Raw genomic sequence first — 19,346 nt, forward strand, 5'->3', positions numbered from 1 at the left:
CTACTCGTCGTCGTTCCGAAACGCCGCGTTGACCAGGTCGTCGAGGTCCATGTCCGCGATCTCTTGTTCTGCGGTCGGCGCCAACGCCGGGTCCTGGCCGCTGGTTTCGGTTTCATTTGCCAGCGCGAGCAACAGATACAGCACTCCCGCCTGCCGTAAGCGCTTGACCGGAATGGACGCCACAATGCGTTGTAGTTCGGCTTCCCCGGCCGCCACGGCTGAAGTGTCTTGCGGTGATGAGCCGAGCAGTTCTCGACGCATATAGCCGGCCAGCGCCGCGGAGTTGGGGTAGTCGAAGATGAGCGTGGGTGAAAGCGCCAGGCCGGTGGCGGATTTGAGCCGGTTGCGCATTTCGACCGCGGTGAGCGAGTCGAAACCCAACTCCTGGAATGCCCTATCCGGGTCGATGGCTTCGGGGCTGGCGCTACCCAGCACGGTGGCGATGTGCGAGCGCACCAGGTCCAGCAGGACGGCGTGTTGCTCGTCTTCGGGCAGTCCTTCCAGGCGTTGCAGCAGAGCCGATTTCGATTTCGCCGCGGCCAACGAGTCATCGACCTGGCGCCTGGTCGGCGCGTTGATCAGATCGACGAACATCGGCGGCAACGTGCCGCCATCGAACTTGACCTTCAACGCCGCAAAGTCGATGTGGGCGGGCAGCATGAATGGCTCGTCGACGATCATTGCGGTGTCGAACAATTGCAGGGCGTCAGCAGACGACATCGCCACGATGCCGTCGCGGGCGAAGCGTTTGAAGTCCACCGTCGCCAGGCCGCCGGTCATGGCGCTGGCCTGATCCCACAGACCCCAGCCCAGGGAGATGGCCGGCAGCCCATGGGCCCGCCGGTGGGCGGCCAGCGCATCCAAAAACGAATTGGCGGCCGCATAGTTGGCCTGGCCCGACGATCCGACCAGCCCGGCCATCGACGAAAACATGACAAACGCCGACACATCCAGGTCGCGAGTCAACTCGTGCAGGTGCCACGCCGCGTCCACCTTGGACCGCAACACCACATCCACCCGATCCGGTGTCAGTGACATCACCACCGCGTCGTCGAGTGCGCCGGCGGTGTGGATCACGCCCGACAATGGATGCTGAACCGGAATATCGGCGATCACCTTGGCCAACGCCGCTCGATCCGCCGCGTCACAGGCCACCACCTGCACCTGCGCACCGGCGGCGGCCAACTCGGCCACCAGCTCCGCAGCCCCGGGAGCATCCGGGCCGCGCCGGCTCACCAACACCAGATTGCGCACCCCATGACGAGCCACCACGTGACGGGCCACCGCCGAACCCGCCATCCCGGTGCCACCGGTGATCAACACCGTGCCCGCCGCCCACGAGCCGGGCATCAGCATGACGACCTTGCCGGTGTGGCGCGCCTGGCTCAGATAACGCAACGCCGCAGGCGCGCACCGCACGTCAAAAGTGGTGACCGGCAACGGCCGCAGCACCCCATCGCCGAACAGCGTGGCGAGCTCGGCAAGGATCTGCGCAATGCGGTCCGGTCCCGCTTCGAATAGGTCGAAGGCGCGGTAGCGCACGCCCGGGTACTGCTGGGCGATCACGCCGGGGTCGCGGATGTCGGTCTTGCCCATCTCCAAGAACACCCCACCCGGTGCCACCAGACGCAGCGACGCATCCACGAATTCACCGGCCAGCGAGTCCAACACCACGTCGAACCCTCGACCGCCAGTGGCCGCGCGGAACTTGTCCTCGAACTCTAGGCTACGTGAATCGGATATGTGGTCGTCGTCAAAGCCCATGGCGCGCAAGGTGTCCCACTTACCCTTGCTCGCGGTCGCGAACACCTCCAACCCCAGATGCCGAGCCAGCTGCACCGCCGCCATGCCCACCCCGCCGGTGCCGGCATGGATCAACACGCGCTGGCCCGACCTAGCAGCGGCCAAATCCACCAGCGCGTAGTGGGCGGTGGCGAACACCACCGAGGTGGTGGCGGCGGCCGTGTGCGACCACCCCGCCGGCACCTTGACCAGCAGCCGCTGGTCGGTGCTGGCGACGGTTCCGGTGCCCTCGGGGAACAGGCCCATTACCCGGTCTCCGACCGCGAAAGATCCCTTGTTCAAGCTGGTTTCGATAACGACGCCGCAGGCCTCAACGCCCATGACCGCGTCCGGATCGGGATACAGACCCAGCGCGATCATGACGTCGCGGAAGTTGGCGGCAATCGCGGACACCGCAACTCGAACCTGCCCGGGGCCCAGCGGCGCGTCGGCATCGGGAATCAGCTCCAGCCGCAGATTCTCGAAGGTGCCGGCGGTGCTCATCGCCAACCGCCACGGCCGGTCACTCGGAGGAACCAACAGCCCGCCCACCGCGCGGCTACCGTGCACCCGCGCCGTATAAACCTCCCCGCGCCGCCACAACACCTGCGGCTCGCCTGTCGTCACTACCGCCGCCAGGGCCGAATCGTCGAGCGGCGCATCGGAATCGACCAGCACGATCCGGCCCGGATGCTCGGTCTGCGCCGACCGCACCAATCCCCATACGGCGGCACCCGCCAAATCGGTGACATCTTCGCCCGGCAATGCCACCGCACCGCGGGTCATCACCACCAAAACCCCTGCCCCATCACGGGTTAGCCACGACTGCAACACATCAAGCACCGAACTCGTGGCGGCATACACGCCCGCCACTACGTCACCGGCCAGAGGCACCGACTCAAACACCACCGCCGCCGAGTCCTCCGTTGTCCCCCAGGCGCACACCGGTAGCGGCTCCACCGCGGCCGATGGCTGCGGCGACCAGGTGACCTCGAATAGCCGGTCCGGACCCGAGCTCGACACCGCCGCCCGCAATTGCTGATCGGTCACCGGTCGGGCCAGCATGGAAGCGACTGACAACACCGGCAATCCCAACCCATCGGCCAGCTCGATCGACACCGCCGACGGACCCACTGGCGCGATGCGGGCCCGCACCGCCGACGCCCCCGCTGCATGCAACGAGACCCCCTGCCAGGAGAACGGGACCAACACCGAACCTTGGCCACGCTCGGCGCTTTCCGCGCTCAACACCACCGCGTGCAAGGCCGCATCCAGCAGCACCGGATGCACCCCGAAGCCGGTGACCGAGACCCCGGCATCGGCGGGCAACGCCACCTCCGCGAACACCTCATCACCCCGGCGCCACATCGCGGTCAGTCCCCGAAACGCCGGCCCGTAGCCGTATCCGCGCTCGGCCAGCTGCTGATAGCCGTCCGCCACCTCAACCGGGACGACGCCCGCCGGCGGCCACATCGCTAGATCCGCGGTCGGTTCCGCCGACCCGGCGCGCAGCGCGCCCTCGGCGTGCAACACCCAGCCGGTACCGACGTCACCACGCGAATACACCGACACCCCGCGCACGCCGGACTCGTCGGGACCATTGACGACCACCTGAACCGCCACCGAACCGGATGCGGGCAACACCAACGGCGCGGCCAGCGTTAATTCGTCGACAACGCCACAACCCACTTCGTCGCCGGCGCGGATCGCCAACTCCACAAATCCCGCTCCCGGGAAGATCGTCACGCCGGCAACGGAGTGGTCGGCCAACCAGCCCTGCACGCTGGGCGACAGCCGACCCGTCAACACCACCCCGCCCGAGGCCGGCAGATCGATCACCGCGCCCAAGAGCGCGTGCTCACTGGCCGCCAACCCCAAGCCGGCCGCGTCCGCCGCGACACCATCACCGGACAGCCAAAACCGCCGCCGTTGGAAGGCATACGTCGGCAACTCGACAAACTGCGCCTCGCCTACCACAGCGCGCCAATCCAGGTCCATACCGGTGACAAACCCTTGCGCGACGGCGTTGGTCAACGTCGCCGGCTCGGGGCGATCCTTGCGCAGCGCAGACATCGTTGTCACCGCAACGTCGGGCAACGACTCTTCGATCGACGCAACAAGGCCACCGCTGGGCCCGACTTCGAGGAATCGGCTGCCTCCGGCCGCCTGCGCGAAGCGCACACTGTCGGCGAACCGCACGGCTTGCCGGATGTGACGTCGCCAGTAGGCCGCTGATCCGAAATCGTCGCCCGCCAACTGCCCGGTCACGTTGGAGATGACTCCGATGGTGGGCCGGCCGATGGCGATTCCGGCAGCGACGGCTGCGAATTCGTCGATCATCGGATCCATCAACGGCGAGTGGAACGCGTGGGAAACCGCCAGCTGGTGGACTCGTCGTCCGTCGGCGCGCAGCTGGTCGGCCACCGCGGCCACGGCGTTTTGTGCACCCGAAATCACCAGTGACGCTGGACCGTTGACCGCAGCGATGTCAACCTCAGCGCTCAGCAGCGGCCGCACCTCTTCCTCGGCGGCTTGCACGGCGACCATCGCCCCACCGGCCGGCAACGCCTGCATGAGCCGGCCGCGGGCAGCCACCAACACCGCAGCGTTCTCCAACGACAGGACACCGGCGACATGTGCCGCAGACAACTCACCGATCGAGTGGCCCATGACAAAATCCGGTCGTACACCCCAGGATCCCAGCAACCGGAACAGGGCAACTTCCACCGCGAACAGCGCGGGCTGCGCGAATTCCGTGCTGTTCAGTAGGTTTTCGTCGTGACCCCACATCACTTCGCGCAGTGGGCGCAGCAGATGCCGGTCAAGTTCGCCCACTACGGTGTTGAACGCCTCGGCGAACACCGGGTATCCGGCGTGCAATCCCATTCCCATGCCCAGCCATTGGGAGCCTTGGCCGGGGAAGACGAACACCGTCTTACCCGCCGCAGTCGCCGTGCCCCGAACAACCGAGCCGCCCAACTGGTCACCCGCCAGCTCATCGAGCCCGGCCAACAACCGATCACGGTCCCCGCCAACCACCACCGCCCGATGCTCAAAAACCGAACGACCCGCCAACGACCACCCCACATCGGCAACATCGAGGCCATCATCGCCACGCACGTACGCGGCCAACCGAGCCGCCTGCCCCCGCAACGCCGACTCCGACTTCGCCGACACCACCCACGGCACCACCGGCCCCGCCCAACCAGCCTCCCGCCGCGGCACCACCGGCACCGCCTCGATAATCACATGCGCATTAGTGCCACTAATCCCAAACGACGACACCCCCGCACGACGCGTCCGAGCACCAGCAGGCCACACCCGCGGCGCGGTCAACAACTCCACCGCCCCCGCCGACCAATCCACATGCGGGCTAGGCACATCCACGTGCAACGTCGCCGGCAACAGCTCATGGCGCATCGCCAACACCATCTTGATCACCCCGGCCACCCCCGCCGCGGCCTGCGTATGACCCATATTCGACTTCACCGACCCCAACCACAAAGGTTCTCCCGGCTCCCCCCGATCTTGCCCATAAGTGGCCAACAACGCCTGAGCCTCAATCGGATCCCCCAACGTGGTCCCGGTCCCATGCCCCTCCACCACATCCACCTCGGCCGCGCTCAACCCGGCATTGGCCAACGCCGCCCGCACCACCCGCTGCTGCGAAGGACCATTAGGCGCGGTCAACCCATTCGACGCCCCATCCTGATTAACCGCCGACCCGACCACCACCGCCAACACCGGATGACCCAACCGCCGCGCATCCGAAAGCCGCTGCAGCACCAACATCCCACCGCCCTCGGAGAATCCGGTGCCGTCGGCCGCCGCGGCGAATGCCTTGCAGCGCCCGTCCGGGGATAATCCGCGCCAGCGGCTGAATTCCACGAAGATGTCGGGTGTGGCGTTGACGGTGACGCCGCCGGCCAGCGCCAGATCGCACTCCCCCGACCGCAGCGATCCCACCGCCATATGCAACGCCACCAACGACGACGAACACGCCGTATCCACCGACACCGCCGGACCCTCCAACCCCAGCACATAGGCCACCCGACCCGAGGCGACGCTGGACAATTGGCCGGTCAGCCGGAAGCCTTCTACCGGCTCGGCGGCGAACATGCCGTAGCCTTGCGTCATTACCCCGGCGAATACCCCGGTGGCGCTGCCGCGCAATCCGGTCGGATCGATACCGGCCCGCTCCAACGCCTCCCAGGACAACTCCAGCAACATCCGTTGCTGGGGGTCCATCGCGAGGGCCTCGCTCGGCCCCACCCCGAAGAAGGCGGGGTCGAAGTCGCCGACCCCGTCCACAAAGCCGCCGGTGCGGGTGTAGCACGCACCCGCGGCGTCGGGGTCGGGGTTGTATAGCCCGGCCAGGTCCCACCCGCGGTCCGCCGGGAATTCGGAGAGCACGTCGCGGCCCTGGATCAGCATGTCCCACATGTCGTCCGGGGAATTCACCCCGCCGGGATAGCGGCACGCCATGCCCACGATCGCGATCGGATCCTCGCTCGTGGTGCGTACCGCGGGTGTGTGCTTGATTTCCTGTGGGAGGCCGGCAAGTTCGGTGCGGATATAGGAGGCCAGCCGATTGGGTGTCGGGTAGTCGAAGATGAGCGTGGGTGAAAGTGAAAGGCCGGTGGCGGATTTGAGCCGGTTACGCATTTCGACCGCGGTCAACGAGTCAAAACCCAGGTCCTGGAACGCCTTGTCGGGGTCGATGGCTTCTGGCGTGATGTTGCCCAGCACGGTGGCGATGTGCAAACGCACCAGGCCCAGCAAGACGGCGTGCTGTTCGGCTTCGGGCAGCCCGTGCAGGCGATGCGCGAGCGCCGATTTCGACTTTGCGGCGGCCACGGAGTCGTCGACCTGACGGCGGGTCGGCGCGCTGGCTAGGTCGGAGAACATGGGCGGCACCGCCACCGCATGGGCTCGCAGTGCGGTGAGGTCAATGCGGGCGGGCGCCAGGAATGGCTCGTCGACGATCATTGCGGTGTCGAACAGTTCCAGCGCCTCAGCGGTGGACAGCGCCAGCACCCCTTCACGACCCAGCCGGGCCAGGTCTGCGGCGTCCAGGCCGCCGGTCATGGCGCTGGCCTGATCCCACAGACCCCAGCCCAGGGAGATGGCCGGCAGCCCATGGGCCCGCCGGTGGGCGGCCAGCGCATCCAAAAACGAATTGGCGGCCGCATAGTTGGCCTGGCCCGACGATCCGACCAGCCCGGCCATCGACGAAAACATGACAAACGCCGACACATCCAGGTCGCGAGTCAACTCGTGCAGGTGCCACGCCGCGTCCACCTTGGACCGCAACACCACATCCACCCGATCCGGTGTCAGTGACATCACCACCGCGTCGTCGAGTGCGCCGGCGGTGTGGATCACGCCCGACAATGGATGCTGAACCGGAATATCGGCGATCACCTTGGCCAACGCCGCTCGATCCGCCGCGTCACAGGCCACCACCTGCACCTGCGCACCGGCGGCGGCCAACTCGGCCACCAGCTCCGCAGCCCCGGGAGCATCCGGGCCGCGCCGGCTCACCAACACCAGATTGCGCACCCCATGACGAGCCACCACGTGACGGGCCACCGCCGAACCCGCCATCCCGGTGCCACCGGTGATCAACACCGTGCCCGCCGCCCACGAGCCGGGCATCAGCATGACGACCTTGCCGGTGTGGCGCGCCTGGCTCAGATAACGCAACGCCGCAGGCGCGCACCGCACGTCAAAAGTGGTGACCGGCAACGGCCGCAGCACCCCATCGCCGAACAGCGTGGCGAGCTCGGCAAGGATCTGCGCAATGCGGTCCGGTCCCGCTTCGAATAGGTCGAAGGCGCGGTAGCGCACGCCCGGGTACTGCTGGGCGATCACGCCGGGGTCGCGGATGTCGGTCTTGCCCATCTCCAAGAACACCCCACCCGGTGCCACCAGACGCAGCGACGCATCCACGAATTCACCGGCCAGCGAGTCCAACACCACGTCGAACCCTCGACCGCCAGTGGCCGCGCGGAACTTGTCCTCGAACTCTAGGCTACGTGAATCGGATATGTGGTCGTCGTCAAAGCCCATGGCGCGCAAGGTGTCCCACTTACCCTTGCTCGCGGTCGCGAACACCTCCAACCCCAGATGCCGAGCCAGCTGCACCGCCGCCATGCCCACCCCGCCGGTGCCGGCATGGATCAACACGCGCTGGCCCGGTTGTACGTCGGCCAAATGTATGAATGCGTAGTACGCGGTGGTGAAGACAGCCGAGATGGCGGCGGCTTCGGCGTAGGACCAGTCGGCGGGCATCGGCAGCAGCAGCCGGACGTCGCCGGCCACCAGGGTGCCGCTGCCGTCGGGGAAGAATCCGAACACCGAATCACCGACCGAGAATTCGGTGACACCGGGGCCGACCTCGACGACCACGCCCGCGCCTTCGCCGCCGAGCAGCGCGTCGTGGGTGAACATGCCTAGGGTGATCATGATGTCGCGGAAGTTCGCGGCGATGGCGCGCATGGCCACCCGGACCTGGCCGGGCCCCAACGGTGCGTCGGCGTTGGGAACCGGCTCGAGCCGCAGATTTTCGAAGGTGCCCGCGCTGCCCAGACCCAACCGCCATGGCCCATCGCCCGGCGGCACCAAGATGGCATCCGCCGCGCGGCTGCCGCGCACGCGCGCGGTGTACACCTGTCCGCCCCGCAGCACTACCTGCGGCTCGCCAGTCGCCAACGCCATCGCGATCGCCGCGTCGTCGGTGGCCGCATCGGAATCGACCAGCACGATCCGGCCCGGATGCTCGGTCTGCGCCGACCGCACCAGCCCCCACACGGCCGCGCCCGCCAGATCGGCGACGTCTTCGCGGGGCAGCGCCATCGCGCCCCGGGTCGCCACCACCAGCACCCCGGATTCATGGTCGGTCAGCCACGACTGCACTGCGGCCAGAGCCTGGTGGCTGCGCACGTAGCTGCCGGCTACCGGATCTTGGTCAGCCGCAACCGATTCAAAGATCTGGTAGGCGGGGGTAGGCCCCGGGGACGTGGCCGCCGACGCGGGCGACCAGATCACTTCGAACAGCCGGTCGGGACCCGAGCCCGACACCGCCGCCAGCAGCTGCCGCTCGGTCACCGGGCGGGCCACCATCGAGGCCACCGACAATACCGGCAGACCCAGCCCGTCCGCCAACTCCACCGACACCGCCGACGGCCCCGCCGGCGCGATCCGGGCCCGCACCGCCGAGGCCCCCGTGGCATGCAACGACACGCCCTGCCAAGCGAACGGCAATGCGAGTTCGTCCGGGTCGCCGGCGATCACGACCGCATGCAAGACGGCGTCCAACAAAGCCGGATGCACACCGAACCCACCGACTCCCCCGGCCGCCTCCGGCAGCCTCACCTCGGCGAATATTTCCTCGCCGCGGGCCCACATCGCGGTCAGCCCGCGAAACGCCGGTCCGTACCGGTAGCCGCGTGTCGCCAACCGCTCATAGCCATCGGCCACGTCCACCGTCACGGCACCTGCCGGTGGCCACACCGATAGGTCCGCGCCTGGTTCAACCGACCCGGGCCGCAGGATACCCTCGGCATGCAAAAGCCAGCCCGCTTGCGCGTCAGCTCGGGAAAATATCGACACACCACGGGAATTCGAATCCCGGCCAGCGTCGACTACCACCTGCACCGCAACGGAGCCGGTGGCGGGCAACAGCAGGGGTGCGGCCAGCGTCAGCTCGTCAAGCACCGAGCAGCCGACTTCGTCGCCGGCGCGGATCGCCAGCTCCACGAATCCGGTGCCCGGGAACAGCACCACGTCTGAAACGGCGTGGTCGGCCAACCACGGCTGCACGTTGGGCGACAACCGACCCGTCAACACCACCCCGCCGGAGGCGGGCAGGTCGACCACCGCGCCCAGCAACGGGTGTTCGCTCGCACCCAACCCCAAACCGGATACGTCGGCGCCTGAGCCCTCGGCCGAGAGCCAAAACCGGCGCTTGTCAAAGGCATACGTCGGCAGCTCCACATAGCCCGCTCCGTCCAGCGTGCCCCGCCAGTTCACAGCCACCCCCGCCACAAACGCGGACGCCGCCGAGAGCAGGAATCGGTGCAGCCCACCATCTCCACGCCCCAGCGTGGGGACGACAATGGCCTCGCTGTCACCGTCGGTGCACGCGGCGAATGTTTCCTCGACACCGGTAATCAACGCCGGATGCGGGCTGGATTCGATGAACGTGCGGTAGCCCTGCTCGCAGGCGTTGCGCACCGCCTGGTCGAATAGCACGGTCTGGCGGACGTTGCGGTACCAGTAGTCGGCGTCCAAACCAGCTGTATCCAAACGATTTCCGGTCACCGTAGAGAAGAAGACGGTACGCGTGGATCGCGGTTCGATGCCGGACAGAGCTTCGGCGAGTGGGCCACGGATCGCCTCGACCTCCACCGAATGCGAGGCATAGTCCACCTCGATCCGGCGGGTCCGCAGTTCCTTGGTGGAGCACACCGCGATCAGCTCCTCCAGCGCGCCCACTTCGCCCGACACCACCACCGCCGAGGGGCCGTTGACGACGGCGATGCTGACCCGATCGCCGAAGGGCGCCAACAAATCCCGCGCCTGGTCGGCACCGCACGCGATGGACACCATGCCGCCCGGGCCGGCCAGTCCGGCCAGCAACTTGCTGCGCAGCGTGACCACCCGTGCGGCGTCGCGCAGCGACAGCGCGCCGGCAACGTAGGCGGCAGCGATCTCGCCTTGCGAATGACCGATCACCGCATCCGGATGCACTGCGACCGACTTCCACAGCTCGGCCAGTGACACCATCACCGCGAACAGCACGGGCTGCACCACATCCACGCGATCCAGTCCCGGTGCACCGGGGGCGCCACGCAGCACGTCCACCAGCGACCAGTCGACAAATTCCGCGAACGCCTCGGCACACGCGTCGATCTGCTGCGCGAATGCCGGTGCGGTATCGAGCAGTTCGATTCCCATGCCCAGCCATTGGGAGCCTTGGCCGGGGAAGACGAACACCGTCTTACCCGCCGCAGTCGCCGTGCCCCGAACAACCGAGCCGCCCAACTGGTCACCCGCCAGCTCATCGAGCCCGGCCAACAACCGATCACGGTCCCCGCCAACCACCACCGCCCGATGCTCAAAAACCGAACGACCCGCCAACGACCACCCCACATCGGCAACATCGAGGCCATCATCGCCACGCACGTACGCGGCCAACCGAGCCGCCTGCCCCCGCAACGCCGACTCCGACTTCGCCGACACCACCCACGGCACCACCGGCCCCGCCCAACCAGCCTCCCGCCGCGGCACCACCGGCACCGCCTCGATAATCACATGCGCATTAGTGCCACTAATCCCAAACGACGACACCCCCGCACGACGCGTCCGAGCACCAGCAGGCCACACCCGCGGCGCGGTCAACAACTCCACCGCCCCCGCCGACCAATCCACATGCGGGCTAGGCACATCCACGTGCAACGTCGCCGGCAACAGCTCATGGCGCATCGCCAACACCATCTTGATCACCCCGGCCACCCCCGCCGCGGCCTGCGTATGACCCATATTCGACTTCACCGACCCCAACCACAAAGGTTCTCCCGGCTCCCCCCGATCTTGCCCATAAGTGGCCAACAACGCCTGAGCCTCAATCGGATCCCCCAACGTGGTCCCGGTCCCATGCCCCTCCACCACATCCACCTCGGCCGCGCTCAACCCGGCATTGGCCAACGCCGCCCGCACCACCCGCTGCTGCGAAGGACCATTAGGCGCGGTCAACCCATTCGACGCCCCATCCTGATTAACCGCCGACCCGACCACCACCGCCAACACCGGATGACCCAACCGCCGCGCATCCGAAAGCCGCTGCAGCACCAACATCCCACCGCCCTCGGACCAGCCGACCCCATCAGCCCGCCCGGCGTAAGGCTTGCACCGGCCGTCGGGTGCCAGCCCACGATGCCTGCTGAATTCCACGAAGACCGTCGGTGTGGCGTTGACGGTGACGCCGCCAGCCAGCGCCAGATCGCACTCCCCCGACCGCAGCGATCCCACCGCCATATGCAACGCCACCAACGACGACGAACACGCCGTATCCACCGACACCGCCGGACCCTCCAACCCCAGCACATAGGCCACCCGACCCGAGGCGACGCTGGAGGTCATCCCGGTCAGCCGGTAGCCCTCGATCTCCTCGGCCAACATTCCGTAGCCGCCGACGATGAGCCCGGCGAATACCCCGGTGGCGCTGCCGCGCAATCCGGTCGGATCGATACCGGCCCGCTCCAACGCCTCCCAGGACAACTCCAGCAACATCCGATGCTGTGGATCCATCGCTAACGCCTCGCTGGGCGAAATACCGAAGAACGCGGGATCGAAATCCGCGACGCCATCCACGAAGCCCCCAGTGCGCGCGTACGACTTATGGCGCACGTCGGGATCCGGGTCGAACAACCCGGCCAGATCCCACCCACGGTCGGTGGGAAATTCTGACATCACGTCCCTGGCGTCGGCCACCATCTGCCACAGCCCTTCCGGGGAATCGACGCCCCCCGGGAAGCGACACGACATGCCCACGATCGCGATCGGCTCGCTCGAGCGCTCCAGCAACGCACGGTTGGTGCGCTTCAGGCGTTCCACCTGGACCAGCGCTTTGCGCAGCGCTTCGGTCGCATGCTGGAGTTGATCAACCATTACTAACCTCGCCTAACTCTCGCTAATATTGGCCGTCGCCGACCGCCGGATGCGGCTCCCGCCGAGTCACCGAAGTTGCTGCACAAAACGACGCCGTCGTACGGCGCTCTGGCGCAAGTTCGCTGGTGAGTATTGCCAACTCCGGCAGGATTTCAAAGCGTCCAATACTCCCTGGGCACCAGTGCGCCCGTGCAAAGCCTGCCGTCCATGGCGCGACTGTACCCGCCCGCCCGTCAACGCCGGATGGGCGCATGTCAATGCGGTGCTAGCGGTGGTCTTCACAACACAGCCGCACGAATGCAGCGACTAGGCGCCGGCTCGGCGCCACCCATCGGCAGCCCTGGCGGCCCGGATCAGCTCGTCGCACAGATCGCGCAGTTCGGTCGCCGCGGCTCCTTCGTCGAGCGCGGTGACGACATCCTCGGCGGCGCATCGCACCTGGTAAACACGATCCGACAGATCGGCCGCGTCGTCGGCTGACAACACGACCGCATCGGCGGGCAGCGCCCTCACCTCACCCCGGGTCAGCATGGCGCGCTGCTCGTAAGCCCGCTGCCGGCAAGACTGCCGGCAATACCGGCGGCGACGGCCCATGCCGACGTCGGTCACGTCACGGCCACACCACCCGCACGGCTGCGGACGGGCACGACGAGTCATGCCTGCAGACATTAGTCCGCCCGGGTGTCCGATCCCGGTATCATTGATGGTCGCGCCGCGCGCGTCGCGTGCCGGGAACTACGCAGACGGCCGCAGCGTTTGCCAACCGGAGCCAGTCGCCAGTACGCAACCTACCAGCAGAGCCCAGGGCTCACAGGACCTAAAGGAGTAGCGCCCATGGCTGATCGTGTCCTGAGGGGCAGTCGCCTCGGAGCCGTGAGCTATGAGACCGACCGCAACCACGACCTGGCGCCGCGCCAGATCGCGCGGTACCGCACCGACAACGGCGAGGAGTTCGAAGTCCCGTTCGCCGATGACGCCGAGATCCCCGGCACCTGGTTGTGCCGCAACGGCATGGAAGGCACCCTGATCGAGGGCGACCTGCCCGAGCCGAAGAAGGTTAAGCCGCCCCGGACGCACTGGGACATGCTGCTGGAGCGCCGTTCCATCGAAGAACTCGAAGAGTTACTTAAGGAGCGCCTCGAGCTCATTCGGTCACGTCGGCGCGGCTGACCCGGGAACCCCCTGCTCCCGGCCGGGCAATGTCCGGTCGTGCGCGTGCGTGGTCCGAGCGCGAAAGGCGTCCCTCGATGCCCCAGCGGGCGACTTTGACCAGCGCCTCACGAATGTTGGACCCGCTCATCTTGGACACACCGAGCTCGCGCTCGGTAAAGGTAATCGGCACCTCGGTGACGACGAACCCGTTGCTCACCGTGCGCCAGGTGAGATCGATCTGGAAGCAGTAGCCCTTGGAGTCCACGCCGTCCAGGTCAATCGCTTCGAGTGCTTCGCGGCGGTACGCGCGGTAGCCAGCGGTGATGTCGTGGATCCCGATTCCGAGCGCCAGGCGCGAATAGGTGTTAGCGGTTTTGGACAGGACTAGCCGCCGCCAAGGCCAGTTTCGTACCGTCCCCCCCGCGACATAGCGCGAACCAATCGCAAGATCGGCACCAGCGTCGACGGCGTCCAGCAGGCGCTGCAGCTGTTCGGGCGCGTGGCTGCCGTCGGCATCCATCTCGACCAGCACCGAATACTCCCGGCTCAACCCCCAGGCGAAACCTGCCAGGTACGCCGCGCCCAAACCGTTCTTGGCGGTGCGGTGCATCACGTGGGTGCGGCCGGGATCGGCCTGCGCCAGCTCGTCGGCGAGCTGGCCGGTGCCGTCGGGGCTGCTGTCGTCGACGACCAGCACGTGCACGGCGGGGCATGCTTGCGTCAGCCGCCGGTGGATCACCGGAAGGTTCTCCCGCTCGTTGAACGTAGGAATGATCACCAGGACGCGCTGGCTGGGACGGTTACCCGGGGCTGGGGGCGCCGGCTGGCCGGTGGTCATGTAACTCCTCGATGTTGCTCTGTGTCGTCCGAAACCGGATGAGTGTCGGCCGCCCTGCTCGGGCTGAATGAGTTCGTCGTCGGATTCACTCAGGGCCGGCGGACCGGAGGCCTCAGATCTGCCCGGGGGCGCATCGGAATCGTCATTTTCGCCCTTTGGCTCCGAGCGCCTCGGACGCGGGAACCACCCATTCTGCCGCATGGCGACGAGAACGACCGCTGCGGCTGCCCCGACGAGAATCCATTGCAGGATTGGACCCCATCGAGTTGCCGGTGTCAGCCTCGTCTTGAGGCGCACCTGGCTGTCCAGGTATGCGGGCTGGAAAAAGTCGGTCCGGATCAGCTCACCCCCGTCTGGTGCTATCACCGCACTGATCCCAATGGTACCGGCAACCACCACGTATCTGTCGTGCTCGACGGCCCGTACCTTGGCGAATGCCAGCTGCTGTTCGCTCATTGTCTTGTTGAAGGTGGCGTTGTTGCTGGGCACGGTCAAAAGCTGCGCGCCGCCCAGAATCGACTTCCGCGGGGCGCGGTCGAAGATCACCTCCCAGCAGGTAGCCACCCCGACCGGGACCCCAGCGATGCGCACCACACCGGTGCCGTTGCCGGGCACGAAGTGGCCGGCGCGGTCGGCGTAGCCGGAGAGGTGCCGAAACAGCCACGGCATGGGCAGGTACTCGCCGAAGGGCTGCACGATTGCCTTGTCGTGGCGGTCGGCCGGCCCGGTGCCGGGATTCCAGACAATGGCCGTATTGGTCCACTCCGGATTTTCACGAGGACGGCCCGGAACATCCATCAGGGTGCCGATCAGGATCGGCGCGCCGATCGCTTCGGCCGCTGCGGAGATCCGTTGACCGGCGTCGGGGTTGACGAACGGGTCGATGTCCGACGAGTTCTCCGGCCAGATGACGAACTGGGGTTGCTGCGCCAGCCCCGCATGCACGTCGGCGGCCAGCCGCAACGTCTCCTCAACGTGGTTGTCTAGCACCGCCCGACGTTGCGCATTGAAGTCGAGACCGAGCCGGGGCACATTGCCCTGGACCACCGCGACGGTGACCGTGGGTTCGCCGCCCGATCCGCTACCCGCATGCCGCACCTGCGGCCAGACGACGATGGCGGCGAACAAGACCAGGCATATGCACGCGGCCGGCAGCACCACCGCCGGCGGCGCATCCCCCTGACCACCGGTTCGCCACCACTTCTCGATTTCCAGCGCGATCGCGGTCAAGCCGCATCCGACCAGCGCTACCCCCGTTGACAGCAGCGCCACACCGCCGAGCTGGACCAACGGCAACAGCGGGCCTTCGGCTTGACCGAAGGCGACCGACCCCCACGGAAATCCACCGAACGGAAGGATCGACTTCAACCACTCCTGCGCCGCCCACCCCACCGCGAACCAGATCGGCCAACCCGGCAACAGGCGTACCACGACGGCGAACAGACCGAAGATGCCGGGGAACAGCGCGCACGTCGTCGCCAGTGCCAACCAGGGCCCGGGGCCCACCAGCTCGCCGATCCACGGCAACAACGAGACGTAGAACACCAGGCCGAATAGCAGGCCGTAGCCCAGCCCACCCACCGGTGTCGTCGCGCGGTGGGTCAGCACCCAGGCCAGCAATGCGAGCGCAACCACCGCCGCCCACCAGCAGTTGCGCGGCGGGAAGCTGGCATACAACAGCAGACCGGCCACGATGCTGACCACCAGGCGCGTCAGCCGCGTCCGCACCGCGGTCCGTGTGGTGGGCAGCTGCGCTGCCACCCAGGCGCCAAGCTTCACCAGGCGCCGGCGGGCCGCGGCGCCGAGCCAGGCAGCCGCGCTCGGCGCGTCGGGGCCTTCCGCCGGCTCGGCCGATAGTTCGATCTCTGGATCGGCGGGGCTCTCCGGGCCGGCCTCGGCGACCTCAGCGGGCCGCGCCTTCCGGCCGAACCATTCCCTAGCCATAGATGACCGCACCTCGATGCACGGTTTGGCGGCAACGCGGCAAGGCGTCGGTCGGGCCCAGCCGCGGCAATGCGGGTACCCGGGAGCGCGGGTCGGTAGACCAGCGCTGGACTGCGTCGCGCGGTGCGTCGACGTCAAAGTCCCCGGCGTCCCATATCGCGTAGGACGCGGGCGCGCCGGGCACCAGGGTGCCGATCCGGCCGTCTCGAACACCACCGGCCCGCCAGCCGCCGCGGGTCGCGGCAGCAAACGCCGCCCGCGCCGATACCCCGCTGCCCGGCGTGCGGTGATTGACCGCCGCGCGCACGCTGGCCCAGGGATCAAAGCCCGTGACGGGCGCGTCGGAGCCAAGCGCGAGGGGCACGCCTTGGGATGCTAACAGCGCCAGCGGGTTGAGTTCGCTGCCTCGCTGGGCGCCCAGGCGGCGAGCGTACATGCCGTCGCCACCGCCCCACAGCTCATCGAAGTTGGGCTGCACACTGGCGATGACCCCCCAAGCGCCCAGCTTCGCGGCCTGGTCCGCGGTGACCATCTCCACATGCTCGAGGCGGTGGCCGCAGCGGGCGACGGCAACCACGCCGAGATCTGCCACCACCCGTTCGAAGGCGGCGACTGCGGCCGACACCGCAGCGTCGCCGATGACGTGGAAGCCGGCGGTCACTTCGGCCTTGGTGCATGCTCGTACGTGCGCTTCGATGCCGTCTACGTCAAGGTGGCAGGTGCCGATGCAGTCGGGGGCGTCCGCGTAGGGCTCGTGCAGCCAGGCGGTGCGCGACCCGAGCGCCCCGTCGACGAACAAATCACCGGCCAGCCCTCGAGCCCCGGTCTCGGTCACCAGGTCACGGGCCTGGGCCGGCGTGGCCACGGCCTCACCCCAGTACCCGATCACCTCGACTCCGTGCTCGAGTGCACGCAGCCGCAACCAGTCGTCGAGCCCGCCGATTTCCGGACCGGCGCATTCGTGCACGGCGACGACGCCGGCCGCGGCTATGGCCTGCAGCGCCACGGCCCGGGCGTCGGCAAGCTGGACGTCGGTCAAGAGGTAGCGTGCGGCGGCCCGGGCTAGGTGGTGGGCATCACCGGTCAGCGGCCGCTGGGCCGTGTAACCGGTTGCCGCCGCCAGCTCGGGGACCAGCCGCCGCAGTCCGGAGGAGACCAACGCGGAGTGCGAGTCGATCCTGGCCAGGTAGGCGGGACAGTCACCGAGAACCGCGTCTAGGTCGGCGGTGCTGGGCGCAGCATTCTCCGGCCAGGCCGACTCATCCCAACCGTGACCCCACAGCGGCTGACCCGGATGGTCGGCCGCATAGTCGGCGACCATCCGTAGGCACTGCGCGCGTGAGGTCGCGGGCCGCAAGTCCAGCCCGCTGAGCATCAGACCGGTCGCGGTCAGGTGGATGTGGCTGTCCACGAACCCCGGCGCCACGAATCGGCCGTCGAGATCCTGCACGTCAGCGTCTGGGAACTGGTCGCGGCCGACGTCGTCGCTGCCCAACCAGGCGACGACATCGCCGCGCACCGCCATCGCGGTGGCTTCGGGGTGGGTGGGGCTGTACACCCGGCCGTTGACCAGGAGTTTGACGGGAATCTGGCTCACACCGCTAATTCGACCCCGGCGATGGAGGTTCTGCGGCTACCCGAGGGGGCTGAAGGGTCAACGGCTCGACATCTATGACGTCGATGACCTCGCCATCAATAAAGTCCGGGTCGGTGCCGCTCTCGCCGAAGGCCCCGGCCATGTTGGCCGCCGCATCGGCCGTCAGTGGCACGTTCCGCAGGAAACCGCGCACGGCGATCGCGGTCAGCCCGGGTCGAGCGAGCGCCCGGATCGGCGGCACCAGCAGCAACAGCCCCATCGTCGTGGTGACCAGACCAGGAACAAGCACCAAGACCGAGGCAACGGTGACCAGCGCGCCGTCACTCAGTGCGCTTCGTGGTTCCGCCAAGCCGGATCGCAACCACAGGAGCCGTCGGCCGAGCTGCCAGCCACCGAGCGGCGCCAGCAGACCGAACCCGAGGACGAACGTCGCCAGCAACACCAGCAAAGTCCAGCCAAACCCGATCGTCGCCGCCAGCGCGAAAACCACCGCGAGCTCGACGACGGCGTAGCTGAGCAGCAGCCGCGACACCACGTGACGCCAACGTCTGCGGGCTAGGCCCGAGTTCCTCGGGGGCGGACATCGAGGCTGCAGTTAGATGACGCTATGACAACGATAGAGATCGACGCTCCCGCCGGACCCATTGATGCGCTGCTGGGCCTTCCCCCCGGCCAGGGCCCGTGGCCGGGTGTGGTGGTGGTGCACGACGCGGTCGGGTATGTCCCCGACAATAAGTTGATTTCCGAGCGTATCGCCCGGGCAGGCTATGTGGTGCTCACCCCGAACATGTACGCCCGAGGCGGCCGCGCCCGATGTATCACCCGAGTCTTTCGCGAGCTGTTAACGAAGCGGGGCCGCGCGCTCGATGACATCCTGGCCGCCCGCGATCACCTGCTGGCCATGCCAGAATGCTCCGGTCGGGTTGGCATTGTGGGCTTTTGCATGGGCGGTCAGTTTGCGCTTGTCTTGTCGCCCAGAGGTTTTGGCGCCACCGCGCCCTTTTACGGCACTCCACTGCCGCGCCACCTCAGCGAGACGCTAAACGGGGCATGCCCGATCGTCGCCAGCTTCGGCACCCGCGACCCGCTGGGTATCGGCGCAGCCAATCGACTACGTAAAGTGACCGCGGCCAAAAACATCCCCGCCGATATCAAGTCCTACCCGGGCGCCGGGCACAGCTTCGCGAACAAACTGCCCGGTCAGCCGCTGGTGCGCATCGCGGGATTCGGCTACAACGAGGCCGCGACCGAAGACGCGTGGCGTCGGGTCTTTGAGTTCTTCGGCCAGCACTTGCGCGCCGGCTCGCCTGGTGAGCCTTAGGTACGACTTCGACTCCCCGCGGATGCCGATGACCTTGT

7 protein-coding genes are annotated in these 19,346 nt (G+C 67.6%); 2 read left to right on the forward strand and 5 right to left on the reverse strand.

Going from position 1 to position 19,346, the window contains the following annotated elements; genetic code table 11:
• Together FF952_RS10870 and FF952_RS10875 are read right to left on the reverse strand one after the other, a co-directional pair.
• The gene (locus FF952_RS10870; RefSeq protein ID WP_031677417.1) at positions 1 to 12,456 is read right to left on the reverse strand and encodes a type I polyketide synthase; all 12,456 of its coding nucleotides are present in this window, start codon (positions 12,454 to 12,456) and stop codon (positions 1 to 3) included.
• 306 nt (positions 12,457 to 12,762) lie between these two features.
• The gene (locus tag FF952_RS10875) at positions 12,763 to 13,113 is read right to left on the reverse strand and encodes a hypothetical protein (RefSeq protein WP_003912718.1); all 351 of its coding nucleotides are present in this window, start codon (positions 13,111 to 13,113) and stop codon (positions 12,763 to 12,765) included.
• Positions 13,114 to 13,290: 177 nt separating this feature from the next.
• Here FF952_RS10875 and rbpA point away from each other — a divergent pair, with 177 nt between their 5' ends.
• The gene (rbpA, locus tag FF952_RS10880) at positions 13,291 to 13,626 is read left to right on the forward strand and encodes an RNA polymerase-binding protein RbpA (RefSeq protein WP_003410601.1); all 336 of its coding nucleotides are present in this window, start codon (positions 13,291 to 13,293) and stop codon (positions 13,624 to 13,626) included.
• On the opposite strand, the gene lnt is transcribed toward rbpA, so the two are convergent.
• The 3 genes from lnt to FF952_RS10895 form a co-directional block, all read right to left on the reverse strand.
• Positions 13,601 to 16,225: an apolipoprotein N-acyltransferase gene (gene lnt, locus FF952_RS10885; RefSeq protein ID WP_003907851.1), complete on the reverse strand. Its 2,625-nt coding sequence runs from the start codon at positions 16,223 to 16,225 to the stop codon at positions 13,601 to 13,603. The two genes, rbpA and lnt, sit on opposite strands and share 26 nt — an antisense overlap.
• 157 nt (positions 16,226 to 16,382) lie before the next feature.
• Positions 16,383 to 17,987 (reverse strand): amidohydrolase, encoded by a 1,605-nt coding sequence (locus tag FF952_RS10890; RefSeq protein WP_003410605.1) that lies wholly within the window; start codon positions 17,985 to 17,987, stop codon positions 16,383 to 16,385.
• A 4-nt stretch (positions 17,988 to 17,991) separates the two neighbouring features.
• The gene (locus tag FF952_RS10895) at positions 17,992 to 18,519 is read right to left on the reverse strand and encodes an FxsA family protein (RefSeq protein ID WP_003410608.1); all 528 of its coding nucleotides are present in this window, start codon (positions 18,517 to 18,519) and stop codon (positions 17,992 to 17,994) included.
• 75 nt (positions 18,520 to 18,594) lie between these two features.
• On the opposite strand from FF952_RS10895, the gene FF952_RS10900 reads away from it, so the two are divergent.
• Positions 18,595 to 19,308, forward strand: a complete 714-nt coding sequence (locus FF952_RS10900; RefSeq protein WP_003410610.1) for a dienelactone hydrolase family protein — start codon at positions 18,595 to 18,597, stop codon at positions 19,306 to 19,308.
• Positions 19,309 to 19,346 lie beyond the last annotated feature (38 nt).

It is taken from the genome of Mycobacterium tuberculosis complex sp. N0072, from assembly GCF_030323725.1.
Taxonomy (GTDB): Bacteria; Actinomycetota; Actinomycetes; order Mycobacteriales; family Mycobacteriaceae; genus Mycobacterium; species Mycobacterium tuberculosis.